This window comes from Marinobacter sp. F3R08, from assembly GCF_018860425.1.
GTDB lineage: Bacteria > Pseudomonadota > Gammaproteobacteria > Pseudomonadales > Oleiphilaceae > Marinobacter.
Map to the genome: position 1 here is coordinate 459,108 of NZ_JAHKPI010000015.1, position 12,336 is coordinate 471,443.

Genomic DNA, 12,336 nt, shown 5'->3' on the forward strand with positions numbered 1-12,336 from the left:
GACAAGGCAATAACCATGAAATTCAGTGAACAGTGGCTGCGCGAGTGGGTTAATCCGCAAATCGGTACCCAGGAATTGATGGACCAGATTACGATGGCCGGGCTGGAGGTGGACGGTTTCGAGCCGGTCGCTGGTCAGTTTAGTGGCGTGATCGTTGGTGACGTTCAGTCGGTGCAGCCGCATCCGGACGCCGACAAGCTGCGGATCTGCCAGGTGAGCGACGGCACCTCTGAAGTACAGGTAGTCTGTGGTGCTCCCAATGTCCGCGAAGGTCTCAAGGTGCCCTTTGCGGTGGTTGGTGCGGTTCTGCCCGGAAACTTCAAGATCAAGAAAGCCAAGCTGCGCGGACAGCCCTCCGAGGGCATGCTTTGCTCTGAATCGGAACTTGGGCTCTCAGAAAGTCATGATGGCCTGATGGAGCTTCCGGCGGATGCTCCGGTCGGCCAGGACGTTGCGGATTACCTGCAACTGAACGATGTCACTATCGATGTGGACCTGACACCGAATCGCGCTGACTGCCTGTCGATCAAAGGCATTGCGCGGGAGGTAGGTGTACTGAACAGTATGCTGGTCGACAGCCCGGCTATCGAACCGGTGGAATCGGTGCACTCCGAGGTTCCCGACATCCGGGTAGAGGCGCCTGCGGCTTGCCCCCGGTATCTTGGCCGCATTCTACGAAATGTGAATCTGCAGGCCGAGTCTCCATTGTGGATGCGGGAAAAGCTTCGCCGTTCGGGCATCCGCTCCATTGACGCAGCTGTGGATGTTACGAATTACGTGATGCTGGAGCTTGGCCAGCCCATGCACGCATTTGATCGTGACGAGATCAATGGCGGGGTTGTTGTCCGTATGGCGCGGGTCGAGGAAAAACTGGTCTTGTTGGATGGCCAGGAGGTCGAGCTGACCCCGGGAACTCTGGTGATCGCTGATCATGAAAAGCCGATCGCTATTGCCGGTGTGATGGGCGGTGAACATTCGGGCGTCAGCTCGAAAACGCGCGATCTGGTTCTGGAGTCGGCCTATTTTGACCCGATTACTTTGGCAGGGAAGGCCCGTCATTATGGTCTTCACACCGACGCATCTCACCGCTTTGAGCGGGGTGTTGACTTCAAGCTCGCCCGCGACGCCATGGAGCGGGCAACCCGCTTGCTGATGGAGATTGTCGGCGGTGAGCCCGGCGAGATTGTCGAGGTTAGCAGCGATGAGGATCTACCTGAAGACCGGACTGTTGATCTGCGCGCCCCGCGTCTTAACGACGTTCTGGGTATGGAGATTGACCGAACGACTGTTGAAGAGATTCTGACCAGGCTTGGTCTGCGTGTTGGTAAGCTTCTGAAAGACGGGTGGCGGATAAGCGTGCCCAGCTTCCGTCCGGATATAGCCATTGAAGAAGACCTGATTGAGGAAGTCGGTCGCATTTATGGTTATAACAACCTGCCTGTGACCGAACCAACCGGTTCTCTCGGTCTCCGTCCAGAGCAGGAGGCCGTTCGCCCGGTCTCGGCCATTCGCAACTTCTTTGTGGATCACGGCTATCAGGAGGCTGTGACCTACAGCTTTGTAGATCCAAAAGTACAGCAACTGGTTGATCCTGATCGGCAGGGAATAGCTCTTGCGAATCCGATTTCCTCTGACCTTTCGGTCATGCGCACGAGTCTCTGGAGTGGCCTTCTGAAAACCGTGGCTTACAACCAGAACCGGCAGCAACCGCGCATTCGTCTGTTCGAAACGGGTCTCCGTTTCCTTCAGGAGGGTGATCGGATTGATCAGAAACCAATGCTCGCAGGCGTCGTTGTCGGCAATCAGTACCCGGAAAACTGGGCAAACGGTCGCAGAACTGCCGACTTCTTTGATGTAAAAGGAGAGTTGGAGAGTCTGTTCCGTTTGCTAGGTATTGAGATCGACTTTATCGGGGCTCAGCATCCAGCCCTGCATCCGGGGCAGACAGCGGAGCTGATGCGTGGCGGTGAGCACGTGGGCTGGCTTGGTACCTTACACCCACAAGTTCAGAAAAATCTTGAACTTAATGGCACGATCCTGATGTTTGAGCTATTCTTGGATTCAATCGTTGCCGGATATGTGCCTAATTTCAAAGAAATTTCAAAATTCCCGGAAGTTCGTAGGGATTTGGCTATTATTATCGGAAGCGAAGTAGCATTCACTGATGTAGAGCGTGTAGCGAGAAAGCATGCCGGTGAACAGCTGACTACGTTGCGAGCGTTCGATGTCTATGAAGGTGAAAGTCTGGGTGAGGGGAACAGAAGCCTCGCTCTGAGTCTCTTCTGGCAGCACCCGGAACGTACACTGAACGAGGATGAAGTGCATTCGCTTTTCAACGGTGTGATCGACGCATTGAAAGAAGAGTTGGGGGCAACACTGAGGAGTTGAGAGATGGCAGCATTGACAAAAGCGGAAATGGCAGAGCGGCTGTACGAGGAATTAGGCCTGAACAAACGCGAAGCCAAGGAAATGGTAGAAGCTTTTTTCGATGAGATCAGAGGCGCTCTCAGCCACAACGAGCAGGTGAAGCTGTCCGGTTTTGGTAACTTCGATTTGAGGGATAAGAAGCAGCGGCCGGGACGGAACCCGAAGACCGGTGAAGAAATTCCTATCAGTGCACGGCGTGTCGTTACGTTTCGTCCGGGGCAAAAACTAAAGCAAAAAGTAGAGGCGTATGCTGGAACCCAGTCATAACAATGAGCTTCCCACGATTCCGGGGAAACGTTATTTCACCATTGGTGAAGTGGCGGATCTTTGCGCGGTAAAAGCGCACGTCCTGCGGTACTGGGAGCAAGAGTTTCCACAGCTGTCGCCGGTAAAGCGACGGGGTAACCGCCGTTATTACCAGCGTGCTGATGTTATTACCATTCGCCAAATCCGGAGCCTGCTCTACGATCAGGGCTATACCATTGGTGGAGCCAAGCAGAAGCTGAGCAGTCATGAGGTAAAGGACGATACCTCCCAGTATAAGCAGTTGATCCGACAGATGATTACTGAGCTGGAAGAAGTGCTTGAGGTGCTGAACGCGCCGGCCAAATAAAGTCTTGGTAAATCTGCAAAAAAACCGGTACAGCGACACTGTGCCGGTTTTTTTATGTTTGAATTAAACCCCATATCGGTATTCGGATCACCATCAAAGGTATTGCTCAATACAGAGCGTTCGGTCATAGGAGGCTAGGGGGAAGGTGGCCGCTGAGTGCCATCATCAGGCTTATGGTGCACACGGTCAGGATAGAAAACCCGAAACTGCCTCTGGCCCATTTGACCGTTTCAATTGTGCTATAGCCCGACACACCGATCTTTATCCAGTAAAGCCCCATCATCAACGTTACTATGAAATAGGCGATGCCGGTGTATCCGGCCACCGTCAGGCTCAGTGCAGACAAAGTGAAAGCTATCGTGTAGGCCAGACTGTGATGCTTGGTGGTCCTTATCCCTTCCTTGACCGGTAGCACCGGAATCCCGGCTCGCTCGTAATCATGGAAGCGGAAGATGGCGATGGCGTAGGAATGGGGCATTTGCCACAAGCTGAAAGTCGCCAGCAGTATCAGGGCTCCTACGTCGAAAGCACCGGTGACAGCGCAGTAGCCGACCACCGGAGGAATGGCTCCAGAAAGGCTGCCGATCAGGGTGCCATGCACAGAGCGACGTTTGAAGTACAGGCTGTAGGCGCCGACATAGATGCTAAATCCGAAGGCGGCGAGCCCGAAAGTAAGCAGGTTGATCTCAAGCAGCAAAGTGAACCCGGCCAGACCGAGGAGGGTGGCGAAGCCCAACGTGGTTGTCGGGGTTATGGTTCCCTGCACCATGGGTCGATCTTGGGTGCGCTCCATCCGCGCATCAATGTCGCGATCAATCAGATTGTTGAATGTGCAGCCAGAGGCTATAACCAGAGCCAGCCCGACCAGCGTTACAACGAACAGGCCCGGATTGAACTCACCCTGGGCGGCAAGGAAGAAGCCGCCCATCACCGAGACAGAATTGCCGAAAATAATGCCGGGCTTGGTGAGTGCGATGAACTGCCTGAGCACGTCTTTTACCGACGTGCCCCGCATTACATCAAGTTGAGATTGAGGTGATACAAGATCCATACCGAGCCACCAATTAACAACGCAAGAATCAAGGCGGTAAAGAACACGAATGAGCCGGATTCCCGGCCCTCCCGGGTCTTCAGGTTCATGTGCATGAACAGGATGAGCTGCACGAGAATCTGCAGCACCGCCATAATAGAGATGCTCATCACCACTGTGGTTTTCTCGAATCCGCCCTGCATAACCATGCCGAAGGGAATCAGTGTCAGAGCGATCGACAGAATCAGCCCCGTGGTATAGGACTTTACGCTGCCGTGACTTCCGGTGTCGTGGGATGCAGAAGTGCTCATTACAGGACTCCCATCAGGTAGACAAAGGTAAATACGCAGATCCAGACGATGTCCAGGAAGTGCCAGAACAGGCTTAGGCAGAGAATACGCGGGCGAGTCCTGTCGGTCAGGCCCTTGCAGGAAAGCTGAATGACCATGATCAGCATCCAGATCAGACCGAAAGTGACATGCAGCCCATGGGTTCCAACCAGGGCGAAGAAAGAGGACAGGAAGCCGCTGCGATCCGGCCCGAAGCCTTCAATGATCAGGTGATGAAATTCATAGATTTCCATGCCGACGAAGCCGGCACCAAACAGAAAGGTGACGACCAGCCAGCCTTTGAGTTGTTGCAGTCGGTCTTTGTTCATGGCCAGCACGGCCATGCCAAAGGTGAAGCTGCTGAGCAGCAACAGGAATGTCTCGATCAGAACGAAATCCAGTTCAAACAGATCTCCGGACATCGGCCCGTCTGCTGTGCCGTTATGCAGCACAGCGTATGTCGCAAACAGTGAGCCGAAGATGATCAGATCGCTCATGAGATAGATCCAGAAGGCGTACATTTTCGTGCCAGTTGCATCGTGATGCTCGTGGTCACTGTGGTCGCCGCTGATCGGAAAATCGTGGTTGGTCATGGTATTGGTTGTCATGGTTACGCCTGCATCTGCAGCTGCAGCTGGTTATGGTGTTCGGTTTCGATCCGCTTTACTTCGTCGGCAGGGACGTAGTAATCGGTATTGTCATTGAAGATCCGGGCTATAAAGGCGGCAAAGATTCCGAAGGCGCCCACGCCGGCCAGCCACCAGATATGCCAGACCAGGGCAAAGCCCAGCACGATGCTGAAGGCCCCGATAACCGGACCGGCAACCGTGTTGCGCGGCATGTGGACATCGCTGTATTTGATGGTCTCGGGATTGGCCAGCTGTGCCTTGCCCTGAGTCTTCTGCTTGTCTTCCCAGAAGCTGTCAATCGAATGGATTTCCGGCAGGTGGGCAAAGTTGTAGTAGGGGGGCGGGGAGGGTACTGCCCACTCCAGAGTGCGGCCATTCCAGGGATCACCGGTGACATCACGGTTGTCCCTGCGATCACGGATACTGACGTACAGCTGGATTGCCGTGCATAGAATGCCGCACAGGATCAGGACCGCGCCAACCCAGGCAACGATCATCAGTGGCTGCCACTCCGGATTGGCATAGGACTGCATACGGCGAACCGCGCCATAGAAGGCCAGGATGTACAGTGGCGTGAAGGCCAGGTAGAAGCCGGTAATCCAGAACCAGAACGAGCGTTTACCCCACTTTTCGTCGAGTGTGAATCCGAACGCCTTTGGGAACCAGAATGTGTAACCGGCCATCATCCCGAAGACAACACCGCCAATAATCACATTATGAAAATGAGCGATCACGAACAGACTGTTATGCAGCACGAAATTCGCCGCCGGCACTGCCAGCATCACACCGGTCATGCCGCCGAGGGTGAAAGTGATAATGAATCCGAGAGTCCACAGTACCGGGGAGGTGAACTCCAGGCGGCCGCGAAACATGGTAAACAGCCAGTTGAAAATCTTCACACCGGTCGGAATTGCGATGATCATCGTCATGATGCCAAAGAAGGCGTTTACATTGGCTCCGGCACCCATCGTAAAGAAGTGGTGCAGCCAGACAACGAATGACAGGATGCCAATGGACAGTGTTGCCCAGACCATGGTGTTGTAACCGAACAGACGTTTCTTGGCGAAGGTTGAAATGACTTCGGAAAAGACCCCGAACGCGGGCAGAATCAGAATGTACACCTCGGGATGACCCCAGGCCCAGATGAGGTTGACGTACATCATCATATTGCCACCCAGATCATTGGTGAAGAAGTGGAAATCCAGGTAGCGATCCAGTGTCAGCAGGGCGATTGTTGCTGTGAGTATGGGGAATGCCGCCACAATCAACACGTTGGCAACCAGACAGGTCCAGGTGAAAATAGGCATGCGGAACAGAGTCATGCCCCTGGTGCGCATCTTCATGATGGTTACGAAGAAGTTGATCCCGGTGAGAGTCGTACCGATTCCTGATATCTGTAACGCCCATATCCAGTAATCGACCCCGACTCCCGGGCTGTAGGTGGCCTCGGAAAGGGGCGCATAGGCGAGCCAGCCGGTCCTGGCAAACTCACCGACGAACAGCGACACATTCACCAGAATCACGCCCGCTGTGAACAGCCAGAAGCTCAGGTTGTTCAGGAACGGGAAGGCCACATCGCGAGCACCTATCTGCAAAGGCACCACCAGGTTCATAAGGCCAATAACCATCGGCATGGCGACGAAGAAGATCATGATTACGCCGTGAGCGGTGAAGATCTGATCATAGTGCTCCGGTGGCAGATAGCCTTCTGCGCCACCAGCGGCCATGGCCTGCTGGGTGCGCATCATGATGGCATCGGAGAAGCCACGAATGAGCATGATCAGGGCAACCAGAAAATACATGATCCCGAGTTTTTTGTGGTCGATGGAGGTGATCCATTCGTTCCACAGATAGGCCCACTTCCGGTTGAAGCTGATCCAGCCGACGCCCCCCGCACCAATGAGGGCAATAACCGCAACCGTGACCATGATAATCGGCTCATGAAACGGGATTGAATCCAGTGTTAATTTTCCGAACATAGTCTTACTCCCCTGGCTCTGCGTTCACGGGGTCGCCGTATACCGCGTTTCTGTTTTCACCATGCTCTGAGCGCCGCTTGTGGGGTTTGCGGAAGCTGTCGAGAATGTGGTTGTAAAGCTCTGGTGTCACTGTCGAGAAATACTGAACCGGGACAGACGTGGAAGGTTCGGCCAGTTTCTGATATTCGCCTGTGAAAGACAGAGCATCGCCCGAGGCCCTGACCTTTGCTGCCCAATCCTCAAAAGCCTTCCGGGACAGGGAGTGCGCCTTGAACGTCATTTCGGAAAATCCGGCGCCACTGTAGTTGGTGGAACGGCCGTCAAAACTGCCTTTTTCATCCGCGATGAGGTGCAGGCTGCTATCCATTCCTGCCATGGCATAGATCTGAGTGCCAAGTGTCGGGATCCAGAAAGAATTCATGACAGAGCCGGAGGTGATTCTGAAGTGGATGGGTTTGTCGACCGGGAAGGCCACTTCATTGACGGTGGCTATGCCTTGTTCGGGATAAATGAAGAGCCATTTCCAGTCCAGCGAGACGGCCTGGATTTCTATAGATTTCTGAGTGTTGTCTGTCGGGATGGGACTCTTGGGGTTCAGACTATGGGAGGTCACCCATGTGAGAATGGCCAGTGCCAGAATGATCAGACACGGTACCAGCCAGACAACCACCTCAATCGCGGTGGAATGGGCCCAGTTCGGCTTGTATGATGCCTCGCTGTTTCCGTCGCGGTATCGGTAAGCGAACAGCAGCGTCATGACAATGACGGGAATAACAACGATGAGCATCAACGCAAAGGCGGTAATGATCAAAAGCCGCTGCTCTTCTGCAATCTGTCCTTTGGGATCCATGAGCGCAGAGCTGCATCCCGACAGAAGTAGTGGCAGGGCCGGCGCCATTAACCCGCCAAGAGTGCGTAAGTGGTTCTTTCTTTTCATTTCTCAACCTCATATAAGCTGCGCGCCAAGAGTTTGGTGCCAAGCTTACAGGTAGTTAGCTAACCAATATGGGTAAGTTTCCCCGCACTGGAAGGCGAGCTCTTGAACTCGACTTGCCCGAGAGGTTTGGCCCACGCTGAAAACGGCAGAATATTGGTGGAAGTTGTTTCCGGATTCCAGTCGTTAATTGATCTGGATCAATTTAAAGGGGAGGTCGACGTGTGAGGTAGTTGGTCGTTGGCGTTGCGGTTTCTGAGGGTTTGCTTGTGATGATTGTTATACGCGGCGGTTGCGGCCAGGGACTTATACCCTGGCCAACCCGGTTTTCTGCATCTGAATGGTTACTGCTTTTTGCAGGTCCTGATGCCCAGTAGCGAATAGGCAGGACAGTTCCCTGTTAGAGCGGTTGCCAGGGGGATCAGGCCTATCCAGCCCCAGGGTGTTTGTGGGCCGACAAAAACAAGGACCAGAAGTACAATACCCACAATGGCGCGAATGCTACGGTCCGCAGATCCCATATTAATATTCATGATTCAATCTCCTTGGGTGTTATGAACGGTCGAGGCTGACCTTAGCGCCTGCATTCGGATTGTTCAGTGATAAAGTCACAAAGAACCGGGCTCTGGATCAGATACTCTCGCTCTCTATGGAAAGACCGATGATTAAACACAGCATTTTGGAGAAGCTGCCTGAAGGTCTCCGGGGTGATGCCCTGAGCCGATTGCAGCCGGTTCGCGTTACGCAGGGAACCATTCTTTTCCGGGCCGGCGATCCTTGCCAGGGGCTTCCGCTGGTGCTCGATGGAACCGTCAAAGTTCAGATGACAGGTTTGTCCGGAAACAGCATCGTGCTGTATCGGATGGGAGCAGACGACATATGCACGCTCTCAATAGGCTGCCTCATGACAGGCGATGTTTTTAGGGCAGAGGCGGTGGTTGAGGAAGATGCCGAGGTGTATATGGTGCCTGGGAGGTTGTTCGACCGCTTGATGGATCAGTCTGCAGATTTCCGGCTTGGTATTATGGAATCATACGGGCGTCGCTTGAATGATCTGATGCTGCTGGTGGAGGAGGTGGCATTCAGGCGTATGGATGAGCGCCTTGTGCAATGGCTTGAAGCCAGGGCTGGGCCGGGCGTCATCACGATTACCCATCAAGAGCTGGCTGTTGAATTGGGCACGGCCAGAGAGGTGGTCAGCCGGCTTCTGAAAGAGCTTGAGCGAAAAGGCAAACTAAAGCTGGCCCGGGGACGGATTGAGGTCACTAAATTGTTGGTTGGCTAGGCGTCAGACAGCAAAAAGCCCGAACCTTTCGGTTCGGGCTTTTTGTCGGAATCTGGTCGGGACGGTAGGATTTGAAGTTATTTTCTACACCTTGTCGCCCGCTCTCGCACGGTGGCTTTTGGGGCTGCCGGCGATCCAGGAGACACCGTGAATGTAGAGAATCCGGCGGTTGGGTGAGCTCCTGGTGCAATCACCCACTCCCCCTTTGGGGCACCGTTTGCTGTGGGATGGATTGCCGAAATGAATGTCAGGTCGTCGTTCATGGTATCCATATACTGCCGCAAGGCTTTGATTCGAGCCGGTCCACGAACGCCGTCATTTGCAGTGGGCATGCCCTTATTCTTTTCCGGCACGTGCCGGCGAGCTTCAGATCGCTTCTTGAGGCTGGTCGCTTCTTCTTTACGCTCCACACCGTGTTTCCGACGCAGGAAAAACACCACCAGAACCACCAGCGAGACCATTGTCAGTCCAAGCTACATCATGGCGAACCAGGCGATTCCGAAAATCATGTGCGACCCTCGCGTTGTTTGGGGCCGCTCATTGATGAGCTGTAATGCAGGTACTGGGACACTGGGCTACTGTATTAAACATCACGGTTTAGCTTGTTTCTCAATTTAATCTTGTTGCGGTTTTCGCAGATGCTCAGTTTAACAATTCCAACCAGAGATGACGTCATGCTAGAAACCATATTTCACGGGGTTCTGGGGGGCAGGGCTTGGCTAGAAGAGGTCTTCCTTGCACTTCGTGCCAATAAAGAACGGTGCAACGGCTGAGGTGTACAGTTTTGTGGAGCAGAAAAGTAGCAGTGGGAATTAGGCGTCCTTCGACGAAGCGTTGGTTCAGCACTCCGGTTCGTTCGAAAAACGTCTTCAGCTCAGCCCTCACCGAAAGGTGAGAGCTGAGCAGTCTAAAAATGCACGCTTTTAGATAGGTTTACCCAGGGCTAAATCTCAGACATGGGTTGCTGGTATTGCATAACGACGAGTCGATTTTCCTGCTTTCACCACCTGACCGGGTACGTCGTGGCCAATGAGGTCGGGGAGAGTGGAAGCCACCGCAAGCAGTGCGTCCAGATCGACACCGGTGTCTACGCCCATGGCTTCAAACATATGAACAAGGTCTTCGGTGCATACATTGCCTGTTGCACCAGGGGCGAAGGGGCAGCCGCCCATCCCACCCAGAGAAGCGTCGAAGCGTTTGATGCCAGCCTGCCATGCAGCCAGCGCGTTTGCCAGTCCCATACCGCGCGTGTTATGAAAGTGCAACGTGAACGGTGTTTCTGGCCAGCGACTGAGCACAGCTTCGCAGAGATGTTTTACCTGGGCCGGGTTGGCCATACCGGTGGTGTCGCACAGTGTTATGCCCTGAATGCCCAGGGCAACCAGTTTTTCAATTAGTTCCAGTACTCGCGATTCGGGCACCTCGCCCTCAAATGGGCAACCGAACGCGGTAGAAAGCGAAGCATTGATAAATACACCGCTGCTTTCACTGACATTCAGAATATTCGCGAATTGCTCAAGAGATTGCTCCGGTGTCATGCGCAGATTGACCCGGCCGTGGCTTTCGCTGGCTGACATAACGAGATTAATTTCGTCGACCTGGCAAGCGAGTGCCCGTTCAGTCCCTTTCACGTTGGGCACCAAAACCGTCATGTCGACATTTTCCCGGCGTTGAATGGCGGTCATGACATCAGCGGCATCCCTGAGATTGGGGATCGCTTTAGGTGAAGTAAACGAAGTCGCTTCTATACGTCGCAGACCCGTGGCAGAAAGCGCATCAATCCAGCGGATTTTTTCTTCTGTGGGCACGAATCGCGCTTCAATCTGCAGGCCATCCCGGGGGGCAACCTCATTAATTTCTACCTTCGAGGGACAGGATAATGGCTGGTTCATGACGCTCTCCTTAGATGATTCCTGCTTGGCGCAGTTTGTCTCGCGTTTGTTGATCAATCCCCAGCTCATCCAATACGCTGTCAGTATGTTGACCAAGGGCGGGTCCGCCATCCCCGAGGCGTCCAGGGGTAGCGCTAAGCTTCGGAAGAACGCCCGGTACTTTTAATGGTTTTCCGTTGGGGCGAGTAAAGGTTTGAATCATTTCCCGGGCCAGATAGTGAGGGTCGTGGGCGATATCCTCTGCGGTATAGGGGTAGCCTGCCGGCACACGGGCATCATCCAGGGCTTGAAGAATGGTATCCCGAGTGTGCTTTTCCGCCCAAGCCTGAATCGCCGTGTCGATCATCTCGGCTTGTCTGCTTCTCCCGTCGTTATGAGCCAGCGACTCGTCGCGGGCCAGGTCTTCTCTGCCGATCACGCCCATCAAACGTTTGAAGATACTGTCGCCGTTACCCGCAATTAGAACGTAATCGCCTCCCTTGCAGCGGTAGGCATTAGAAGGAGTGATGCCGGGCAGCGCGCTGCCACTGGGCTCGCGAACCTTACCGCTGGCATCGAATTCTGGTAACAGGCTTTCCATCATCGCGAACACTGACTCATACAGTGCCACATCAATTTCTTGGCCCTGGCCACTTCGGTTACGTTCCTGAAGCGCTAACAGTGTGCCGATTACAGCGTAGAGGGCTGAAAGCGAATCGCCGATACTCACGCCAACTCGCATTGACGGTTCCCCCGGCCGGCCAGTGAGGTAACGTAGTCCACCCATAGCTTCGCCAATCACGCCAAAACCGGGCTTATCGCGGTAAGGCCCTGTCTGCCCGTAGCCGGAGATGTGTACCATAATTAGTCGAGGGTTGAGTGCCGAAAGCACTTCCCAACCAAGTCCCCACTTTTCAAGTGTTCCTGGGCGGAAGTTCTCTACTACCACGTCTGCTTCGGCGGCGAGCTTGCGTGCGAGTGCCTGCCCCTCTTCTTTGTGTAAATCCACTGCCACCGAGCGCTTGTTGCGGGTCTGCACATGCCACCATAGCGAAGTGCCTTCTTCAAGCATACGCCACTTCCGAAGTGGATCGCCGGTTCCTGGAGGTTCGATTTTGATTACGTCAGCTCCGAATTCTCCTAAAAGTTTGGTCGCGAAAGGCCCTGCGATCAGCTGGCCAAGCTCGAGCACTTTTAAGTCTTTTAGTGGAAGTTGGCGCTCTTCGGAAGCATTCATAA

Annotated in this window: 13 protein-coding genes; 4 read left to right on the forward strand and 9 right to left on the reverse strand. The window is 54.0% G+C overall.

The genetic code is table 11. From position 1 onward, the window contains the following. Positions 1-15: 15 nt before the first annotated feature. From pheT to KO499_RS11185, 3 genes are read left to right on the forward strand one after another with little or no spacing between them, the layout of a single operon-like run. Positions 16-2,388 carry a phenylalanine--tRNA ligase subunit beta gene (pheT, locus tag KO499_RS11175; RefSeq protein WP_215983813.1) on the forward strand — a complete coding sequence of 791 codons (2,373 nt, stop codon included), beginning with the start codon at positions 16-18 and terminating at the stop codon, positions 2,386-2,388. 3 nt (positions 2,389-2,391) lie between these two features. Further along, complete coding sequence (gene ihfA / locus KO499_RS11180; protein WP_007151838.1) at positions 2,392-2,694, forward strand: integration host factor subunit alpha; 303 nt, start codon at positions 2,392-2,394, stop codon at positions 2,692-2,694. Beyond that, the gene (locus KO499_RS11185; RefSeq protein WP_215983814.1) at positions 2,675-3,040 is read left to right on the forward strand and encodes a MerR family transcriptional regulator; all 366 of its coding nucleotides are present in this window, start codon (positions 2,675-2,677) and stop codon (positions 3,038-3,040) included. Before ihfA ends, KO499_RS11185 begins: the two co-directional genes overlap by 20 nt. 124 nt (positions 3,041-3,164) lie before the next feature. On the opposite strand, the gene cyoE is transcribed toward KO499_RS11185, so the two are convergent. The 6 genes from cyoE to KO499_RS11215 all read right to left on the reverse strand — a co-directional run bounded on the left by cyoE (position 3,165) and on the right by KO499_RS11215 (position 8,474). Beyond that, positions 3,165-4,055 (reverse strand): heme o synthase, encoded by an 891-nt coding sequence (cyoE, locus tag KO499_RS11190; RefSeq protein WP_215983909.1) that lies wholly within the window; start codon positions 4,053-4,055, stop codon positions 3,165-3,167. Then, positions 4,055-4,381 carry a cytochrome o ubiquinol oxidase subunit IV gene (gene cyoD / locus KO499_RS11195; RefSeq protein WP_215983815.1) on the reverse strand — a complete coding sequence of 109 codons (327 nt, stop codon included), beginning with the start codon at positions 4,379-4,381 and terminating at the stop codon, positions 4,055-4,057. Before cyoD ends, cyoE begins: the two co-directional genes overlap by 1 nt. Further along, on the reverse strand, positions 4,381-5,007 hold the full coding sequence (gene cyoC / locus KO499_RS11200) for a cytochrome o ubiquinol oxidase subunit III (protein ID WP_215983816.1): 627 nt from the start codon (positions 5,005-5,007) through the stop codon (positions 4,381-4,383). The genes cyoD and cyoC overlap by 1 nt, the downstream gene beginning before the upstream one ends. Before the next feature lie 2 nt (positions 5,008-5,009). Continuing rightward, positions 5,010-7,007, reverse strand: coding sequence for a cytochrome o ubiquinol oxidase subunit I (cyoB, locus tag KO499_RS11205; RefSeq protein WP_215983817.1), 1,998 nt, complete (start codon positions 7,005-7,007; stop codon positions 5,010-5,012). 4 nt (positions 7,008-7,011) lie between these two features. Then, a complete protein-coding gene (cyoA, locus tag KO499_RS11210; RefSeq protein WP_215983818.1) occupies positions 7,012-7,944 on the reverse strand; it encodes a ubiquinol oxidase subunit II in 933 nt (310 codons plus the stop codon). Positions 7,945-8,285: 341 nt separating this feature from the next. Further along, positions 8,286-8,474, reverse strand: a complete 189-nt coding sequence (locus tag KO499_RS11215) for a DUF2892 domain-containing protein (RefSeq protein ID WP_215983819.1) — start codon at positions 8,472-8,474, stop codon at positions 8,286-8,288. Between the two features lie 128 nt (positions 8,475-8,602). Here KO499_RS11215 and KO499_RS11220 point away from each other — a divergent pair, with 128 nt between their 5' ends. Then, on the forward strand, positions 8,603-9,226 hold the full coding sequence (locus tag KO499_RS11220) for a Crp/Fnr family transcriptional regulator (protein ID WP_215983820.1): 624 nt from the start codon (positions 8,603-8,605) through the stop codon (positions 9,224-9,226). 77 nt (positions 9,227-9,303) lie between these two features. Here the strand turns inward: KO499_RS11220 and KO499_RS11225 are convergent, their stop codons facing one another. From KO499_RS11225 to KO499_RS11235, 3 genes are all read right to left on the reverse strand, one after another. Then, positions 9,304-9,687, reverse strand: coding sequence for a hypothetical protein (locus KO499_RS11225; protein ID WP_215983821.1), 384 nt, complete (start codon positions 9,685-9,687; stop codon positions 9,304-9,306). Positions 9,688-10,176: 489 nt separating this feature from the next. Beyond that, positions 10,177-11,118, reverse strand: coding sequence for a hydroxymethylglutaryl-CoA lyase (locus KO499_RS11230; RefSeq protein WP_215983822.1), 942 nt, complete (start codon positions 11,116-11,118; stop codon positions 10,177-10,179). A gap of 10 nt (positions 11,119-11,128) precedes the next feature. After that, positions 11,129-12,334 carry a CaiB/BaiF CoA transferase family protein gene (locus KO499_RS11235; RefSeq protein ID WP_215983823.1) on the reverse strand — a complete coding sequence of 402 codons (1,206 nt, stop codon included), beginning with the start codon at positions 12,332-12,334 and terminating at the stop codon, positions 11,129-11,131. Positions 12,335-12,336 lie beyond the last annotated feature (2 nt).

Coding starts and splice junctions, on each gene's coding strand:
- pheT (WP_215983813.1), top strand. CDS start 16: ATGAAATTCAGTGAACAGTGGCTGCGCGAGTGGGTTAATCCGCAAATC.
- ihfA (WP_007151838.1), top strand. CDS start 2,392: ATGGCAGCATTGACAAAAGCGGAAATGGCAGAGCGGCTGTACGAGGAA.
- KO499_RS11185 (WP_215983814.1), top strand. CDS start 2,675: ATGCTGGAACCCAGTCATAACAATGAGCTTCCCACGATTCCGGGGAAA.
- cyoE (WP_215983909.1), bottom strand. CDS start 4,055: ATGCGGGGCACGTCGGTAAAAGACGTGCTCAGGCAGTTCATCGCACTC.
- cyoD (WP_215983815.1), bottom strand. CDS start 4,381: ATGAGCACTTCTGCATCCCACGACACCGGAAGTCACGGCAGCGTAAAG.
- cyoC (WP_215983816.1), bottom strand. CDS start 5,007: ATGACAACCAATACCATGACCAACCACGATTTTCCGATCAGCGGCGAC.
- cyoB (WP_215983817.1), bottom strand. CDS start 7,007: ATGTTCGGAAAATTAACACTGGATTCAATCCCGTTTCATGAGCCGATT.
- cyoA (WP_215983818.1), bottom strand. CDS start 7,944: ATGAAAAGAAAGAACCACTTACGCACTCTTGGCGGGTTAATGGCGCCG.
- KO499_RS11215 (WP_215983819.1), bottom strand. CDS start 8,474: ATGAATATTAATATGGGATCTGCGGACCGTAGCATTCGCGCCATTGTG.
- KO499_RS11220 (WP_215983820.1), top strand. CDS start 8,603: ATGATTAAACACAGCATTTTGGAGAAGCTGCCTGAAGGTCTCCGGGGT.
- KO499_RS11225 (WP_215983821.1), bottom strand. CDS start 9,687: ATGGTCTCGCTGGTGGTTCTGGTGGTGTTTTTCCTGCGTCGGAAACAC.
- KO499_RS11230 (WP_215983822.1), bottom strand. CDS start 11,118: ATGAACCAGCCATTATCCTGTCCCTCGAAGGTAGAAATTAATGAGGTT.
- KO499_RS11235 (WP_215983823.1), bottom strand. CDS start 12,334: ATGAATGCTTCCGAAGAGCGCCAACTTCCACTAAAAGACTTAAAAGTG.